This is a genomic window from Streptomyces sp. NBC_01176 (genome assembly GCF_045039825.1).
Classification (GTDB): Bacteria; Actinomycetota; Actinomycetes; order Streptomycetales; family Streptomycetaceae; genus Streptomyces.
The window spans coordinates 426,450-442,178 of record NZ_CP108600.1 but is presented as its reverse complement, the minus strand read 5'-3'; the positions used below and the strand labels follow the sequence as shown (position 1 = coordinate 442,178).

The 15,729-nt window shown below is 69.3% G+C and carries 16 protein-coding genes, 1 pseudogene and 1 riboswitch; of the genes and pseudogenes, 12 read left to right on the top strand and 5 right to left on the bottom strand.

The features are described from left to right. Nucleotides 1–115 precede the first annotated feature (115 nt). Together OG199_RS01550 and OG199_RS01545 are read left to right on the top strand one after the other, a co-directional pair. On the top strand, nt 116–1,105 hold the full coding sequence (locus OG199_RS01550; protein ID WP_356801803.1) for a Dyp-type peroxidase: 990 nt from the start codon (nt 116–118) through the stop codon (nt 1,103–1,105). Continuing rightward, on the top strand, nt 1,102–1,944 hold the full coding sequence (locus OG199_RS01545) for a family 1 encapsulin nanocompartment shell protein (RefSeq protein WP_356801801.1): 843 nt from the start codon (nt 1,102–1,104) through the stop codon (nt 1,942–1,944). The genes OG199_RS01550 and OG199_RS01545 overlap by 4 nt, the downstream gene beginning before the upstream one ends. A 159-nt stretch (nt 1,945–2,103) precedes the next feature. On the opposite strand, the gene OG199_RS01540 is transcribed toward OG199_RS01545, so the two are convergent. Continuing rightward, on the bottom strand, nt 2,104–2,565 hold the full coding sequence (locus tag OG199_RS01540) for an Hsp20/alpha crystallin family protein (RefSeq protein WP_405827424.1): 462 nt from the start codon (nt 2,563–2,565) through the stop codon (nt 2,104–2,106). 531 nt (nt 2,566–3,096) lie between these two features. Between OG199_RS01540 and OG199_RS01535 the strand changes: the two genes are divergently transcribed. Next, nucleotides 3,097–3,378, top strand: a complete 282-nt coding sequence (locus OG199_RS01535; protein WP_356801798.1) for a hypothetical protein — start codon at nt 3,097–3,099, stop codon at nt 3,376–3,378. A gap of 23 nt (nt 3,379–3,401) precedes the next feature. Here the strand turns inward: OG199_RS01535 and OG199_RS01530 are convergent, their stop codons facing one another. Next, nucleotides 3,402–3,881, bottom strand: a complete 480-nt coding sequence (locus tag OG199_RS01530) for a GreA/GreB family elongation factor (RefSeq protein ID WP_405827422.1) — start codon at nt 3,879–3,881, stop codon at nt 3,402–3,404. A gap of 176 nt (nt 3,882–4,057) precedes the next feature. Continuing rightward, on the bottom strand, nt 4,058–4,723 hold the full coding sequence (locus tag OG199_RS01525; protein ID WP_405827420.1) for a hypothetical protein: 666 nt from the start codon (nt 4,721–4,723) through the stop codon (nt 4,058–4,060). A 231-nt stretch (nt 4,724–4,954) separates the two neighbouring features. Here OG199_RS01525 and OG199_RS01520 point away from each other — a divergent pair, with 231 nt between their 5' ends. Next, nucleotides 4,955–5,581, top strand: coding sequence for a DUF1345 domain-containing protein (locus OG199_RS01520; protein WP_405827418.1), 627 nt, complete (start codon nt 4,955–4,957; stop codon nt 5,579–5,581). Between the two features lie 252 nt (nt 5,582–5,833). On the opposite strand, the gene OG199_RS01515 is transcribed toward OG199_RS01520, so the two are convergent. After that, nucleotides 5,834–7,069, bottom strand: coding sequence for a SpoIIE family protein phosphatase (locus OG199_RS01515; protein WP_356801791.1), 1,236 nt, complete (start codon nt 7,067–7,069; stop codon nt 5,834–5,836). A 258-nt stretch (nt 7,070–7,327) separates the two neighbouring features. Between OG199_RS01515 and OG199_RS01510 the strand changes: the two genes are divergently transcribed. Next, on the top strand, nt 7,328–9,688 hold the full coding sequence (locus tag OG199_RS01510) for a discoidin domain-containing protein (RefSeq protein ID WP_405827416.1): 2,361 nt from the start codon (nt 7,328–7,330) through the stop codon (nt 9,686–9,688). A 116-nt stretch (nt 9,689–9,804) separates the two neighbouring features. Here the strand turns inward: OG199_RS01510 and OG199_RS01505 are convergent, their stop codons facing one another. Further along, nucleotides 9,805–10,602 (bottom strand): spermidine synthase, encoded by a 798-nt coding sequence (locus OG199_RS01505; protein ID WP_401804894.1) that lies wholly within the window; start codon nt 10,600–10,602, stop codon nt 9,805–9,807. 325 nt (nt 10,603–10,927) lie between these two features. On the opposite strand from OG199_RS01505, the gene OG199_RS01500 reads away from it, so the two are divergent. From OG199_RS01500 to OG199_RS01470, 7 genes and pseudogenes are all read left to right on the top strand, one after another. Continuing rightward, nucleotides 10,928–11,395: a MarR family transcriptional regulator gene (locus tag OG199_RS01500; protein WP_356801787.1), complete on the top strand. Its 468-nt coding sequence runs from the start codon at nt 10,928–10,930 to the stop codon at nt 11,393–11,395. Next, nucleotides 11,344–11,931, top strand: coding sequence for an acyl-CoA dehydrogenase family protein (locus tag OG199_RS01495; protein WP_405827414.1), 588 nt, complete (start codon nt 11,344–11,346; stop codon nt 11,929–11,931). Before OG199_RS01500 ends, OG199_RS01495 begins: the two co-directional genes overlap by 52 nt. Then, nucleotides 11,928–13,031: an enoyl-CoA hydratase/isomerase family protein gene (locus OG199_RS01490; RefSeq protein WP_405827413.1), complete on the top strand. Its 1,104-nt coding sequence runs from the start codon at nt 11,928–11,930 to the stop codon at nt 13,029–13,031. Before OG199_RS01495 ends, OG199_RS01490 begins: the two co-directional genes overlap by 4 nt. A gap of 149 nt (nt 13,032–13,180) precedes the next feature. Next, nucleotides 13,181–13,390: pseudogene (locus OG199_RS01485) on the top strand (enoyl-CoA hydratase); the annotation flags it as partial. Between the two features lie 73 nt (nt 13,391–13,463). After that, nucleotides 13,464–13,604, top strand: a riboswitch (cobalamin riboswitch). Nucleotides 13,605–13,641: 37 nt separating this feature from the next. Beyond that, a complete protein-coding gene (locus OG199_RS01480) occupies nt 13,642–13,857 on the top strand; it encodes a CbtB-domain containing protein (protein ID WP_266706947.1) in 216 nt (71 codons plus the stop codon). A gap of 19 nt (nt 13,858–13,876) precedes the next feature. Continuing rightward, nucleotides 13,877–14,635 (top strand): CbtA family protein, encoded by a 759-nt coding sequence (locus OG199_RS01475; protein WP_356801781.1) that lies wholly within the window; start codon nt 13,877–13,879, stop codon nt 14,633–14,635. A 471-nt stretch (nt 14,636–15,106) separates the two neighbouring features. Beyond that, nucleotides 15,107–15,568: a MarR family winged helix-turn-helix transcriptional regulator gene (locus tag OG199_RS01470; protein ID WP_405834391.1), complete on the top strand. Its 462-nt coding sequence runs from the start codon at nt 15,107–15,109 to the stop codon at nt 15,566–15,568. Nucleotides 15,569–15,729 lie beyond the last annotated feature (161 nt).

Sequence of the window (15,729 nt, the reverse complement as noted above, 5' to 3'; positions counted from 1 at the left end):
ATGCCGGCACGGAGACGGTCCTCGCGCTCTTTCGACCCGGACGCAGCAGGATGGGAAGAGGGGTCGATCGTTCCGCACGTGACAGACCTTTCCGCATCGCTCGAGGAGGCCGCTCGTGGTCGAGTCCCAAGCCGTGATCGTCCCGCCGGCCAGATCCGCGGTGTTCCTTGTGGTCATGATCGCGCCGGGTCACGAGGACACCGTCCGGGACCTGCTGGAGGACATCTCGGGGCTGCGCCGCTCGGTCGCCTTCCGCGCACCCCACGACGAGCTCAGCTGCGTCGTCGGTATCGGATCGGCGGCCTGGGACCGGCTCTTCAGCGGCCCGCGTCCGCAGGGACTCCACCCGTTCGTGGAGCTGGTGGGTAAGCGCCATCGAGCCCCGTCCACCGCGGGAGACCTGCTCTTCCATCTGCGAGCCCGACGTATGGACCTGTGCTTCGAACTGGCCCGCCTGATCACCGAACGACTGCGCGGAGCGGTCATGGTGGTCGACGAGGTCCACGCCTTCAAGTACTTCGACGAGCGGGACCTGCTCGGTTTCGTCGACGGCAGTGAGAACCCCGAAGGGCAGCTCGCGGTCGACGCGGTGTTCGTCGGCGACGAGGACCCCGACTTCACAGGGGGCAGCTACGTGATCGTGCAGAAGTACCTGCACGACCTCACGGCGTGGAACGCCCTGCCGTCGCAGGAACAGGAGCTGGTCATCGGGCGGACGAAGCTGGCCAACGTGGAACTCTCCGACGACGCCAAGCCCGCCGACTCCCACGTGGCACTCAACACCATCACCGACGAGGACGGCAACGAGCTCAAGATCGTGCGGGAGAACATGCCGTTCGGCACCTTCGGAGAGGCCGAGTTCGGCACGTACTTCATCGGCTACGCACGTACACCTGACGTGACCGAACAGATGCTGAGGAACATGTTCCTCGGAGACGGCCCGGACATTCACGACCGCATCCTCGACTTCTCGACCGCGATCACCGGGTGCCTGTTCCACGTGCCGACCGCCACGTTTCTCGACGACCTTCCCGACGCTCCCGGCGGCACGGCGCCGTCGGACGGGTCGCTGGGGATCGGCAGCCTCAAAGGAGTCCGAACATGACCACGCCCGACAACGTCACCAATCTGCACCGCGAGCTCGCCCCCATCACCCCCGGCGCATGGGCCGAGATCGAGGACGAGGCACGCCGTACGTTCCGCCGCAACCTCGCCGGCCGGCGGGTCGTGGACGTCTCCGGCCCCGAAGGCGCCGAGCTCGCGGCGGTGGGCACGGGTCATCTGTCCGGCATCGAGGCACCGGCGGCTGGTGTCAACGCACGGTTGCGTGAGGCGCAGCCCCTGGTCGAACTGCGTGTGCCGTTCACGGTGAGCCGCGCGGCCGTCGACGACATCGACCGCGGGTCCAAGGACTCCGACTGGCAGCCGGTCAAGGACGGCGCGCGCACCATGGCGTTCGCCGAGGACGCGGCCGTCTTCAACGGTTACGGGGCCGCTCGCATCGACGGGCTGCGCGGGCGCACCTCCAACCCCGTACTGCGGCTCCCCGCGGAGCCACGCGACTTCCCGGACGCGGTCAGCAGCGCCCTCACGGCACTGCGCCTGGCCGGTGTACAGGGCCCGTACTCCCTGCTCCTGGGCGCCGAGGCGTACACGGCGGTCAGCGAGACCTCCGACCACGGCTATCCCGTCGCCAGCCATCTCGGGCGCATGCTCGACGGTGAGCTGATCTGGGCGCCCGCCATCGAAGGGGGCTTCCTGCTGACCACCCGCGGCGGGGACTACGAACTGCGGCTCGGTGAGGATCTCGCCGTCGGTTACACGACGCACGACGCCACCGACATCGAGCTGTACTTCCGTCAGACCCTGACCTTCCTGGTCTACACGGACGAAGCCGTGGTCGTGCTCGACCCGGCCTCGGTCGCGGGCAGCGCCGCCGCCTGACCCACGGCCGGGACGGGCATCACCGGGGCCCGGCTTTCATCAGGTCCCGTCGGGGGCCGGGGGCCCGGCCCCGTCGGTGCGATCCGGGTTCGCGGGGGTCGAGGCCCGTTCGGTCGCCCGAGTGCCGGAGCCGCAGGGGCCGTGACCCGTCCGTCGGACTCAGTCCGAGCCGAGGGCGATCGTCCGCCGCGTGGACACCCCCGTCTTCGGCAGCCGTACGGTCAGGACTCCGTCACACAGGTCGGCCCGGACCCCTTCGACGTCGACGTCACCCGGAATCCGGATCCCGTACGAAAACGAACCCGACCGGCGACGCAGCGCGTGGCCGCGCGTCGTGTCGTCGAGCGTTCCCTGAATGTGCAGTTCCCGCCCGTCGATCTCCACGCTCACGCACGCTCGGGGGACGCCGGGAAGTTCCGCGCGGACCTGGTAGGCGTCGCCCGAGTCCTCTTCCTCGGTCAGTGGCATCCAGTGCCGCGAGGATCCGGTCGAGGGCGACGAACGTTCGAGGAGCCGGCTGACCTCGCCCCACAGCTGCTCCAGTTCGGCCACCGGGTCGTGGCCGGCCGCCCAGGCCGCCCGTGCCGGACTCGATCGGGTGGTGTCCGTTCGTTCACTCATCGCCATGTCTCCGGTCTTCGAGGGGCCCGGACCCCGGATTCGCCGCTGGCCTCGAGCGCGCACGGCTTCCGGTCCGCGGATCGATCCTCTCCGGGGTGCCGGTAGCGGGCAACTCGTCGCAGTCACCCGTATCGCCGCCCCCTGCCCGCCCCGTCCCCGCTCTCCGCGCTCCCGCCCTCGGAGTTTCGCGCCCGCTCTCCGGTTGCGGTGCGGTGGGCATCGCGCTTGGGTGAGAAGGACCTGTCGCAGCACCAGGACCTGCCATGCCGATGTCGTCGACCGCTCCCGACTCGTCCGATCCATTCAGCGGATCCCTGGACCGGCCCCTCGGCATGCCGTCCGCGTCATCGTCACCGGCGGTACGGAGAGTCCTGATCGCACGTGCACCGAGGGCCCCGCACCGGCACTCCTGGACCTCGGACAGTCGGGCGGGCGCCCGGAGGACAGCGGCGACGCCGAATCCCGGCACCCTGACACACACGGCGCATACGGGCGCACGGACTCGGGTGCGCACTGGAGGAGGACCGACGCATGGCACACCACCACAAGTCCAACCGAGCGGTCGAGGGCAACCCGGAGGACGGCCACAGCAGGGGGCTGCCCCGGCGCCCCGATCAGGAAGACCTCGCCCAGCGGACGCAACGCGACCGCAGGGACGTGGATCTGCGTACCGGTAAGTCACCGAGTCCGGAGGCCGACTACCAGGCCGAGCGGGACGAGATCGACCGTGAGGTGGACGCGGGTGAGATCCCGACGGGCACGGGCACCCGGAAGACACGTGCCCCCTTCCCGCCGACCCGCTACCGGGGCTGAACCCGAGCCCGGCCACGGATCACTCACCCCTGTCCCTCGGGAGCCTTCCCGAGGGACACCACCACCGCCGTGACCTTCCTCTCGGGCGTGTTGTAGTGCACCGGGTCTCCCGCACGGCGGCCGAGGAGCGCGCGCCCGAGCGGACTGTCGGCCGTGACCAGCGTCTGGTCCAACTCCTCGGCCACATCGCCGATCTGGAACGTCTCCACCGTGCCGTCCGCGAACCGCACCGTGACCGTACTGCCCACACCGACCACATCGGTGGAGGGGCTGCCCGCGTCTGCCGCCTGACCGAGTCGTGTGGTGATCTCCGAGATGCGGGCGTCGAGGTGTTCGAGGTCATTGGCGCGCTGCAACTCGTCCGCCTGGTCGGCGTGGTCACCGACCGTGTCGGTGTTCCGCAGGGTCGCCGCGACCGTCCGGCGTTCCGCGCGGATGTCGGCAAGCTCTTGTTCGAGGGCGTGACGGGCGGCTTCGCTGATCGGCGCGGGTTCGCTGGTCATTCCTGCTCCTGAGGGGTGGGGCACACGGTGGAAAAGGGAACTGTCCGAATGTCAAAGTCGCCATGGCGCACGCCACTTGGCCCGCGACGACCAGGGCCGGGACCACCGCTCCGGTCGCCGGCCGGGCGGGCGACGAGCTCGGCTCGGCAGGGGTGAGCACGGAATGACGCGGTGTCTCAGGCCCGGACCTCGGCGACCGCGTCCTGGATGTCCTGCCGACTGTGGGCCATCACCTCGCCCAGGTCACCGACTTCGGGGTCCATCTCTTCGGCGCGCGGCGCGATCTGCCGTAGGCAGGCCGTCGTGGCCAGCGCGAGGTCGACGGCCCTGTCCTTTTCCCCGTCACCGAGAAGTTCCTCGATCCTGAAGGCGATGCCGGCGAGTGTCTCGTCATCGGTTTCCGGTACGAGGTAGCCCTCGAGTCCCGCCGGATAGGGCGTCCGCTCGCGGAGTTCGCGCAATGCGGTGACCACGGCGGCGTTCTCGCTGTACTGGTCGAGGATCCCCATGAGGACGTAGAGACGAGCGACCAGCCGCGGCAGACCGGGAAAGCGGTCCAGCCAGTTCACCAGCCCCCGCTGACCACCTAGGTGATCCGTGATCTGGGACATGATCGAGGCGTAGCTGTTGGGCTGCGACCAGTGGAAGGGCAGCAGCATCGCCGTCTGCCGAGCGAGTTCCGCCTCGTCCTGCTGGGAGAGCTCACCGGCCACGAAGCCGCTGACGAGCGATCGGTCGACGCCGAAGCCGGCGGGTGGCGACCGGTGCTCCGAGGTGTGTGACAAGCCGTGGCGCAGACGCAACAGTTCGTCGCCGAGCTTGCTCAGCGGCTTCTCCCGCATGGAACCTCCCGCCGTTGGCGCTCGTCATCCCGCGTAGGCACTCCGGACCCCGCACAAACACCCTGCCGCCCGGGGCGGTGACACGCGCGTCCGTTGGCCCATGCGGGTGAGGACCTGTCGTTCGGACCGTGCGGCGGGACGCGGTGCGGGGCACCGGGCCCCGGCGCAACCTGATCCAAACGCAGGCCGCCGGGGCGCTGACCAGGTACGAAGCCGTTAGGGTGCTGACGTATGAGCAGCTGGTTGCCGATCTCCGCCATTCCAAGGCTCGCTTGCGCGGTGGTCGTCGGGGTGGTGACGGGCGTCGCCGTCGGCGTCACCGTCGACACGACACTGGGCATTCTGGCCGGCATCGCGGCCACCGAAGCCTTCTTCGTCGTGGCGGGCTGGATCGTTCTGTGGCCGATGAACGCGACGGCGACTCGGCGCCATGCGCGACGGGAGGACCTGCGGCCCCTCGCCGAGGAACTGGTGGTGATCGCGGCCGCCGTGTGCGGCCTGGTCGGCATTGTCGTGCTTCTGGTCGGCAACTCCGACCCCACGCATGCCGCGACGGCCCTTGCCGGTGTGTTCACGGCCTGGGCGGCACTCCACCTGATGTACGCCACCCGCTACGCCTACCTCTACTACCCGGAGTCCGCGGGCGGGATCGACTTCAACTCCGAGCAGCCACCGGCGTACAGGGACTTCCTCTACTTCAGTTACAACCTGGGAATGACCTACCAGGTCTCCGACACCAGCGTCTCGAGTCCGACGATCCGCGCCCTGGTGCTGCGGCACTGTCTCCTGTCGTACGTCTTCGGCACCAGCATTCTCGCCACCGCCATCAACCTCGTCGTGGGAATCGTCAGCCACTGATCCGGAGGGGCGCCAAGACGGGTGACGGCGGCGCGAATCGCCCGGTCGGGCCCCCTGTGAAATGATGGTTGGCCGAAATGCCCCGAGTGTCATCAGGAGGCTTTCCATGTCCTCGAAGCGACGCCGGAAGAAGAAGGCCCGCCGTAAGCACGCCGCCAACCACAGGCGACGGCCTCAGTCCTGAATCCCGAGGAGCCTGGACCGACGCGTGCCGGTTCGATTCCCGGGTCTGTCGTCGACAGACCCGGGGCCTCACAGCCGGACGACGACAAGAGCGATGTCGTCATGGGCGCCGCGGACCATACCGAGGTCGGCCAACAGGGCGTCCGCCAGACGCTCCGGGCTCAGGAACCTGTGGCGCCCGAGGGCCTCGGTCAGCCTGGCCAGCCCCGCGTCGATGTCCTCGTCGCGGCGCTCGATGAGTCCGTCGGTGTACAGAACGAGGGTGTCCCCGGGATGGTAGGGCTGACCCGCCTGAGGGCGAGGAACGTGCTGGGGCCGGGCTCCCAGCGGCGGGTCGACCGCGTCGTCCAGCAGCATGAACGTTCCGTCCGGATGCACCAGGACAGGGGGTGGGTGCCCCGCGTTGCTGTAGATGATCAAGTGGCTGCGAGGGTCCACCATCGCCTTGACGACGGTGGTGTTCAGAGCGCCCTCCAGCGAACGCGCGTACAGGCCCAGCACCTCGAGCGCCTGGGCGGGCCGCTCCAGCGCCCGGATCGCGGCGCTCAGGGCACTTCGCAGCATCCCCATGACGGCGGCCGCCTCCAGCCCGTGGCCGACGACATCTCCGACGGCCACCGCGAAACGGCCGTCCGCCAGGTCGACCACGTCGTACCAGTCACCGCACACGTTGAGCGAGCCGGCGGCAGGCAGATAGCGCACCGCGACGTCCTGATGCCGGGCGAGGTCCGGTGACTGGAGCATGGCCTCCTGAAGCGTGACAGCGACCTGACGCTCGCGGGTGTGGGCGTTGCGCAGTTCCTCGTTCAGCCGTTGGAGTTCCCGCGCCCGGCCGTACAGTTCGGCCTCCAGGGCGTCACGCTCCGTCAAGTGCTTCCCAGGCGCATTCCATGTCGCGTGCGCCTGGACGAACGCCGTCACGTCCTCCACCCGGTGGATGATCCAGATCACCCGGCCGTCCTGCCCGATGATCGGTGTGTTGATCGGGGACCACCACCGCTCCTCGAAGCGTCCGGGGTGACCCGTGACCGGGATGTCGTACCGCTGGAGCGCCATCGTGTCCGGCTCGTGCGAGGCCAGCACCCGGCCCAGCGAGGCGCTCAGGTTCTCCACGCCGTCGGCCTCGGAGTTGTCCGGGTTGTTCGGGAAGGCGTCGAAGATGTGCTGCCCGAGCAGGTCCTGTCTGCTTCGGCCCGTCGCTTCCAGATAGGCCTGGTTGACCTCCACGATCACCAGGTCCCGGCCCAGCACCAGATACGGGCTCGGTGTGGCGGCGAACAGGGCCTCGTAATCCATCCCCTGCATGTTCACCGTCTCCCTGTCCGTGGCCCCTGCCGTTCGACCTGCTTTATCACGCTACGGTCCGCTCGGCCGGGGCGCCCCTCAGCTCCGGACGAGTCGTGGCCCCGTGCCCGTACGGGCGGTGCTCCGGGCGCGATCGGCCCTCAGATACGTCCATTATTTGCGACGATCCATTCGAATTTTGCGCATACTCATGGACTTCCTGCACCCGCGCTTCTAGCCTTCTCGCGTCCGCGCACCCCCACGAAGCCCGAAGGACGCATGACTGTGACTCCTTCCTCCAGACGCAGAACGCTGCAACGCGGCATATCCGCCTCGGTGTCGCTCGCCCTGGCCGCGGCCGGCGCGATCGCCGCCGTGGCACTCTCCGCTCCCACCGCCTCCGCGGCCGGGGTCCCCGCCCCCTCACCCGTCGGCATCTCCGGCCGCGGTGCCACCGTGCCGTTCAAGGAACAGGAGGCCGAGTACGCGGCGACGAACGGCACACTGATCGGCCCGGACCGTCTGTACGGCCGACTGCCCTCCGAAGCGTCCGGCCGCCAGGCGGTGACACTCGACGCGACCGGCGAGTACGTCGAGTTCACGCTGACGTCTCCGGCGAACGCCATGTCCTTCCGCTACTCGCTGCCGGACAACGCCGCCGGCACCGGCCGCAGCGCCACGATGGACCTCAAGGTCAACGGCACTCAGCTCAAGACCGTCCCGGTGACGTCCAAGTACGGTTGGTACTACGGCGGTTACCCCTTCAACAACAATCCCGGCGACACCAACCCGCACCACTTCTACGACGAGACCAGGACCATGTTCGGCTCCACGCTGCCGGCGGGCAGCAGGGTGCGTCTGCAGGTGTCGTCCACGAGCGACTCACCGACGTTCACCATCGACCTCGCCGACTTCGAGCAGGTGGGTGCGCCGATCGGCAAGCCGACCGGGGCTCTGGACGTCGTCGGTGACTTCGGCGCCGACCCCACCGGCGCGTCTGATTCGACCGCCAAGATCCAGGCCGCGGTCGACGCGGGCAAGGCACAGGGCAGGACGGTCTACATCCCGCAGGGCACGTACGACGTGCGCGACCACATCGTCGTGGACCAGGTGACCCTGGCGGGCGCGGGCCCCTGGTACAGCGTTCTGACCGGTCGCGACCCGTCGAACCGGGCGAAGGCTGTCGGCGTCTACGGCAAGTACGCCAACCAGGGCGGCAGCAAGAACGTCACCCTCAAGGACTTCGCCATCATCGGCGACATCCGTGAGCGGGTGGACGAGGACCAGGTCAACGCCATCGGCGGCGCGTTGTCGAACTCGACGGTCGACAACGTGTGGATGCAGCACACGAAATGCGGGGCCTGGATGGACGGGCCGATGGACAACCTCACCATCAAGAACAGCCGCATCCTCGATCAGACCGCCGACGGCGTCAATTTCCACATGGGTGTCACCAACTCCACGGTCACCAACACCTTTGTGCGCAACTCGGGTGACGACGGACTGGCGATGTGGGCGGAGAGCGTGCCCAACGTCAAGAACAAGTTCACCTACAACACGGTGGTCCTGCCGATCCTCGCCAACAACGTCGTGACGTACGGCGGCAAGGACATCACGATCTCCGACAACGTCATGGCGGACACCCTCACCAACGGTGGCGGCCTGCACATCGCCAACCGCTATCCCGGCGTCAACTCCGGCCAGGGCACCGCGGTGTCCGGAACCATCACGGCGGCCCGCAACACCCTGATCCGGACCGGGAACAACGACTACAACTGGCAGTTCGGCGTCGGTGCGGTCTGGTTCAGCGGGCTCAACGAACCGGTCGACGCGACCATCAACATCACCGACAGCGAGATCCTGGACAGTTCGTACGCCGCGATCATGCTGATCGAGGGGGCGACACGTGGCCTCCACTTCGACCACGTACGCATCGACGGTGCCGGTACCTACGCCCTCCAGATCCAGGCTCCCGGCACGGCGTCCTTCAGCAACGTCACGGCCACCAACATCGGCCAGTCCAACCCGATTCACAACTGCATCGGATCCGGGTTCGAGATCACCCGCGGGGCCGGCAACAGCGGCTGGTACGCGGACCCTCCCGTCTGCACCGGCACCTGGCCCGATCCGAAGTGGACCAACGGGGGAGTACCGGGCGGAGGTACACCGCCGCCGACGGACCCGCCCACCGACCCACCGACCGAGCCCCCGACGGACCCCACCGTCAACCTCGCCAAGAACCGGCCTGTCACCGAGACCAGCCACACCGACGTCTACCGTGCCGCCAACGCCGTGGACGGCAACGCCGACACCTACTGGGAGAGCGCGAACAACTCCTTCCCGCAGTCGGTCACGGTCGACCTCGGTGCCTCGAAGGCGGTGAAGCGCGTCGTCCTCAAACTGCCCCCGGCGTCCGCCTGGGGCACCCGCACCCAGACCCTGAGCATCCTGGGCAGCACCGACAACAACACCTACACCACGCTCAAGTCCTCGGCGGGCTACGCCTTCGATCCGGCGAGCGGGAACACCGCGACCGTCACCCTGCCCGGCTCCTCCACCCGCTATCTGAGGGTCACCATCACGGGTAACACCGGATGGCCCGCCGCGCAGTTGTCGGAACTGGAGGCCTACACCGGCTAGGAACCGTCCCCGGACCCCAGGTCCGCCGGAGCGACCCGATGGCCTCCCAGCGGAGACCGCCGCTTCTCGACCGGAAGCGGCGGTCTCGTCCCCGGGGCGGGCTGGAACGGGTCACCTCACCCGGCACGCCTGCGGGCCACGTAGACGGTGTTGGCGGCGGTCCCGCCTTGCAGCGGATTGTCGAAATCAACCACGTGTGCGGCGGTCTCCACAAAAACCTCCGCGAGCACCGAGCCGAACTCGCTGTCCGGCGGGTCGTTCGACCACAGCGCGAACACGCCTCCGGGGTACAGGAGTTCCGCGAGGGCGGTCAGCCCCTCCCGGCGGTAGAGCGCGGCGTGGCCGGGGTGCAGCACATGACGCGGTGAGTGGTCGACGTCCAGCAGGATCGCGTGGAATCGGCGCCCGGGAGTCTCCGGGTCCAGCCCGCGCGCGGCCTCGACGGCCGCGGCCTGCGCACCCTCGACCGGCGGACCGTCCGCGGGTACCGGGCCACCCGCCGCCGCGCTCCCGGCGGCCATCGCGAAGAAGTCGCCGCGCACCAGCCTGCACCGGGGGTCCGACACCAGGCCGGTGCCGAGCGGTACGAGGCCGCGCCGGTGCCAGTCGATGACCTCGGCCAGAGCGTCGACCACGATCAGCGAAGCCACCCGCGGATCGTCCAGCGCCGCCCTGGCCGTGTACCCGAGACCGAGCCCTCCCACGGCGACGTCGAGCGGGCCCTCGGGCAGCGCCGCCAGCCCGAGCCGGGCCAGCTCGACCTCCCCCTCGGTGAAGAGGCTGGACATCAGGTACTCGTCGCCGAGCTTGACCTCGTACACGTCCTCTCCCGACACCGGGTGCCGGCGACGACGCAGACTGATCTCGCCCATGGGCGTCGACCGCCAGTCGATCTCCTCGAAACGTACGCTCATCCGGTGTTCTTCTCCGCTTCCTGGTCCGCTGGCCGCGGGCGGTCCGGCCGCGCCGCAGGTAGGTACCGTACTGGCCGGAACCGGATGATCGCGTACGGCGAGCACCGGCCCGGAGCAGAGCCCCGGAGCGTTCGGCTCACGTCGTCGGCGGGACGCCGGCGTGAGCGGCGACGGCGAATCCCGACGAGGCGTCGGGTCGTCGAAGCCGTCGAGTCGCCGCCCGTCCGACAGGCTGGTTCCGTGCCGTGCTTCCGCATCCGCACGGCTCGTCGGGGCTCGGGACGCACACCGGATGGGGCCGATACCAGGCACCTACACTGTGTTCATGGCGGACGCGATCAAGCCTGAGCAGACGGTCAAGCCCCTCACCGTTGACGAGGAGGCGTTTCTGCGGGCCCTCGGCAGAGTGACGGCGACCCTGTCCCGCGCCGTCGACGCCGACATGCTCATGGAGCAACCGATCAGCGGCACGGAGTACACGGTACTGGTGCACCTCTCCGAGGCCCCCGACCACCAACTGCGCATGAGTGACCTGGCGAACACGTGCGGAATGTCGGTGAGCGGCATGACCAGAGTGGTGAACCGCCTGGAGTCGCAGTCGCTCGTGCTGCGCAAGAGGTGCCCGGACGACGGACGAGGGTGGCTCGCTTCCCTGACGGCTTCAGGACGGACCCACCTTGAGCAGGCCTGGCCCACGAATCTCGCGAGTGTGCGGCGGCACATCTTCTCCCGCTTGGAGGGATGCGACATCGCCGCGGCCGCCCGGGTGCTGGAGCGCATAGCTCCCCGATGACGACGCGCTCCGCCCGGGCCGGCCGGGAGTCTCCGCTCCGTCCGAGGAGTGAGTACGGCGACGCCCCACCTCGTTCCGGACCGCGGACACGGGTGTCGGTGTCGAAACGGTGTCGGTGTCGGTGTCGAGATGCTGTGCGCGGCGGGACCGAGGCGTCGCATGTGCGGTGTCAGGTTGCCCGCGACCGACTGCTCGGCCGCGAGGACGAGGGTGTCCGCAACGGCTGCGGCCGCCCAGGCCGACGGGCAGGGCCGCCGAACCGCCCGTCACCCGCGCGCTGGTCCGCCGGCGGCCGGGGCTCCGGACCGCGGCGATGTGCGAGCACCCCGCCTTCGCGTCAGGGCCAAGCGATTGCCATCGACGCCGGGTACTCCGCGGTCGACCGCGCACGGCAACCGCACGGCGGGTACGGCCGCCTGAGCGACCATGGCACCGAGAAGATCGTCCGAGACCCCCGTGTCCACCAAAGTCCGGAAGGAACCAACGAGATCATGCGCGTTATCGTGACCCGCGGCCTGACGGAGGCGTTCGGATGACCGGCGCCCACGACTCCCGGGCGGTCACCGGCGCCGACGACCCCGTGCTCCTGCGCACCGAGGGGCACGCCGCGTACCTCACCCTCAACCGGCCCCGGGCGCTCAACGCCCTCACCCACACCATGGTCCGCCGCATCGACTCCGCGCTCACGGACTGGGAACACGACCCGGCCGTGAAGACCGTCGTCGTGACCGGCGCGGGGGAGCGGGGCCTGTGCGCGGGCGGCGACATCCGCGCCATCCACGACGACGCCCGGAACGGGGACGGCACGGCGTCGAAGGCCTTCTGGCGCGACGAGTACCGGCTCAACGCCCGTATCGCGCGCTACCCGAAACCGTATGTCGCCGTGATGGACGGCATCGTGATGGGCGGCGGCGTCGGTGTCTCCGCACACGGCAGCGTACGGATCGCCACCGAGCGCTCCCGGATCGCGATGCCCGAGACCGGTATCGGCTTCGTCCCGGATGTGGGCGGCACCTATCTCCTCGCCCTCGCGCCCGGCGAACTCGGCACACACCTGGCGCTGACCGGAGTGCCGGTCGGCGCGGGCGACGCCCTGCTGTGCGGGCTGTCCGACCATTACGTGCCGTCCGAGTCCCTGCCACGACTCGTCCAGGACCTCGCCCACGCGCCGGTAGGGGAGGTCCTGGGCCGCCACGTCATGCCCGCGCCGCCCGGGAGCCTCGCGGAAGCACGGCGCTGGATCGACGCCTGCTACTCCGCCGACACCGTCGAGGAGATCGTCGGCCGCCTGCTGGATCACGGTGACAGCGCGGCCAAGGAGGCCGCCGAGGCGCTGCTCAGCAAGTCACCCACCGCCCTCAAGGTCACCCTCGCCGCCATGCGCGGAGCCCGCCGGCCCGGCTCACTGGAGAAGGTGCTCGACGAGGAGTACCGCGTCTCCTGCGCGGCGCTCACCCAACCCGACCTGGTGGAGGGCATCCGGGCCCAGGTCATCGACAAGGACCGCGACCCGCGTTGGTCGCCGTCGACGCTCGCCGAGGTCACCGACGCGGACGTCGCACGCTTCTTCGCCCCGCTCGGCGAGCGTGAACTCGGCCTCGCCGCACCCGACACCACGCAGGAGGCGCCCTGGTGAGCAGGGCCGTCGCGTTCACCGGGCTGGGGCAGACGGGCGGCTCCACGGCCGCCGACGTGGCCAAGGCGGGCCACCGTGAACGCGGCCAGGGCCTGGTCGGCGGCTCCCTCAGGACGGCGGCCGGCTCGGGTGTCGGACGCGCCGCGTCGGCGGACGCCGTCACCGGGACCGTGGCGGGCATGTCGCCGCCGGTCGCCGAGAGGGCGAAGGAAGCGGTCGCCCGCGCTTTCGAGACGACGCTCACCGAGGGCGTCCGCTCCGAACGGCCCCCGGTCCACGCGGTGTTCGCGACCACCGACCGGAAGGAGGGCAGGAGCGCCTTCGCCGAGGAGCGACCGGCACCCCGCACCCACCACTGACCCACAGGTCACACCGGCCGTGTGACCCGGCGAGACGAAGATCACGGCAGCCGGGACGGTCTTGGCCATGAACCCGACACGCGGTACGGTCAGTGCGATATCGACGACGGCATGGCGGAAGCCGGTGGAAATCCGGCACGGTCGCGCCACTGTGAACGAGGCCTCTCCTCAGGGGGTTTCGCAAGTCAGACCCGCAGCCGTCGTCCTGTGCACCACCGAGATGGGACGCGAACTCCCGAGGAGGTCCTGCCATGGCGCAGACCGTCGCTCCGCCGACAGCCACCCCGATCCCCGCCAAGCTGCCGATCGGCACGATCGTCCCCTGGGCGGTCTTCTTCGGCATCCTGATGCTGGTCCTGCTCTATTTCGTCGGCGCCGAGCAGGGCGCCACCTCCGTCGTCTCCGGCGAGGACGTCCACGAGTGGGTGCACGACGCCCGCCACCTCCTCGGCTTCCCCTGCCACTGACGAGGGACACCGCGCACCCATGAACTCCGCAACCGTCAGAAACCTTCTCGTGCGGGGCATGCTCGCCGGCCTCGCCGCCGGTGTGCTGGCCCTCGTCGTCGCCTACTTCCTGGGCGAGCCCAGCGTCGACGACGCCATCGGATTCGAAGAGGCCCACGCCCCGGCACACGGGCACGAGGTGGAGATCGTCAGCCGTAGCCTTCAGTCCACCGGCGGCCTCGCCACCGGCGTACTGATCTACGGCGTCGCCTTCGGCGGCATCGCCGCCCTCGCGTACTGCTTCGCACTCGGCCGCGTCGGCCGCTTCAGCCCGCGCGCGACCGCGCTGCTGCTGTCCGGCTGCGCGCTGCTCGCGGTGTACGTCGTGCCGTTCCTGAAGTACCCGGCCAACCCGCCGTCCGTCGGCGACCCCGACACCATCGGCAAGCGCACGACGCTGTACTTCCTGATGATGGTGCTCAGTGTGCTGCTCGCGATCGCCGCCGTGATCCTGGGCAAGTGGCTCGCACCCCGTTGGGGCACCTGGTACGCGACCGTCGCCGCGATCGTCTTCTTCGCTCTCGTGATCGGCATCGCGTACGAGTTCCTTCCGGTCATCAACGAGGTCCCGAAGGACTTCCCGGCCACCTTGCTGTGGCGGTTCCGTACCTCGGCCCTCGCCATCCAGCTCACCCTGTGGACCGGGTTCGGTCTGGTCTTCGGGGAGTTGGCACAGCGTCTGCTGGCCCCGCGGCCGGCGGCGGCCGTGTCCGCGGGAGCAACTCCCGTACCGAACTGACGCATTCACGCAGTGCTGACGTACCGAGAAGCCCGCTGAGACATCAGCGGGCTGTCACGTGCAGAGGGCCCACCGGAACCGTCCGGGGGCCCTCTGCGCGTTCTCCCGAAATCCACGACCTGCCAACAGGTGAACGACTCCTATGACTCCCCGATTACACAGGAGCGACGAGGGCGACAGCGAGGGACAGGGGGCGGAGGGCCCGGGCGAACGCAACCGCGGCACGTCAGACTCGGTGGCCGCGAGGCGGTGGCGCTGACTCCCGAGGAGTAGGAGCGGCTGATCGGACTCGGCGTGCCTGCACGGCGCACTCGCGCTCCTGGTCCAAAGCCACCGGGGCCAGTCGGCCGCGGCGCGGACCCGGCCGATCCGCGCGCGACCGTTCCACCGAAGACTGCCGGGGAAACTGGTGCCTGGACACTCTTTGAGCTTGCTTGCGGAAGCACGTAAAGTCTACGCGCGTTGAGAGACGTGATCCCGCTGACCGCCGACGAAGAACGCTTCTGGCGCGCCCTGACGTGTCTCGTCGTCGCTCTGCCGCGCTCCATGGATAACGACCTGCTGCGGTCCACGGGGCTGACACTCACCGAGTACGTCGTCCTGATGAACCTCTCCGAAGCCGACAACCAGAAACTACGGATGGCCGACCTCGCCGCGGCCAGCGCGCTGTCGCCCAGCCGTATCACCCGCATCGTGGAGATGCTCCAGGCGCGGGGACAGGTGGTCAAGCGACGCTGCCAGGGCGACGGCCGCGGCAATGTGGCCTCCCTGACCCCGGAAGGACAAGAGCGCCTCCAGGCCGCCTATCCCGGCCAGGGGCACCTGGCGAGTGCCCCTGACCGCGTCATCGACCAACTCGACTACCAGTCCCTGCCCGCGTTGGTGCGGCAGAACGAAGCCATGGTGAAAAGACTCGACCAGCGTGAGTTCTGATCTCCTTCACGGCGTTGCCTGCCACGAAACGATCGGCGCTCCCACGTGGGCAGCGCCTGCGATTTCCCCGCTCCGTTACTGGCTCTAACAAAAGCTGCTGATCGCGTGACTGTGGGCTTGTCTGCTCGTCGGTCTGGTCGTGGGGAAACGTCAGTCGCGGC

Coding starts and splice junctions, on each gene's coding strand:
- OG199_RS01545 (WP_356801801.1), top strand. CDS start 1,102: ATGACCACGCCCGACAACGTCACCAATCTGCACCGCGAGCTCGCCCCC.
- OG199_RS01540 (WP_405827424.1), bottom strand. CDS start 2,565: ATGAGTGAACGAACGGACACCACCCGATCGAGTCCGGCACGGGCGGCC.
- OG199_RS01535 (WP_356801798.1), top strand. CDS start 3,097: ATGGCACACCACCACAAGTCCAACCGAGCGGTCGAGGGCAACCCGGAG.
- OG199_RS01530 (WP_405827422.1), bottom strand. CDS start 3,881: ATGACCAGCGAACCCGCGCCGATCAGCGAAGCCGCCCGTCACGCCCTC.
- OG199_RS01525 (WP_405827420.1), bottom strand. CDS start 4,723: ATGCGGGAGAAGCCGCTGAGCAAGCTCGGCGACGAACTGTTGCGTCTG.
- OG199_RS01520 (WP_405827418.1), top strand. CDS start 4,955: ATGAGCAGCTGGTTGCCGATCTCCGCCATTCCAAGGCTCGCTTGCGCG.
- OG199_RS01515 (WP_356801791.1), bottom strand. CDS start 7,069: ATGCAGGGGATGGATTACGAGGCCCTGTTCGCCGCCACACCGAGCCCG.
- OG199_RS01510 (WP_405827416.1), top strand. CDS start 7,328: ATGACTGTGACTCCTTCCTCCAGACGCAGAACGCTGCAACGCGGCATA.
- OG199_RS01505 (WP_401804894.1), bottom strand. CDS start 10,602: ATGAGCGTACGTTTCGAGGAGATCGACTGGCGGTCGACGCCCATGGGC.
- OG199_RS01500 (WP_356801787.1), top strand. CDS start 10,928: ATGGCGGACGCGATCAAGCCTGAGCAGACGGTCAAGCCCCTCACCGTT.
- OG199_RS01495 (WP_405827414.1), top strand. CDS start 11,344: ATGCGACATCGCCGCGGCCGCCCGGGTGCTGGAGCGCATAGCTCCCCG.
- OG199_RS01490 (WP_405827413.1), top strand. CDS start 11,928: ATGACCGGCGCCCACGACTCCCGGGCGGTCACCGGCGCCGACGACCCC.
- OG199_RS01480 (WP_266706947.1), top strand. CDS start 13,642: ATGGCGCAGACCGTCGCTCCGCCGACAGCCACCCCGATCCCCGCCAAG.
- OG199_RS01475 (WP_356801781.1), top strand. CDS start 13,877: ATGAACTCCGCAACCGTCAGAAACCTTCTCGTGCGGGGCATGCTCGCC.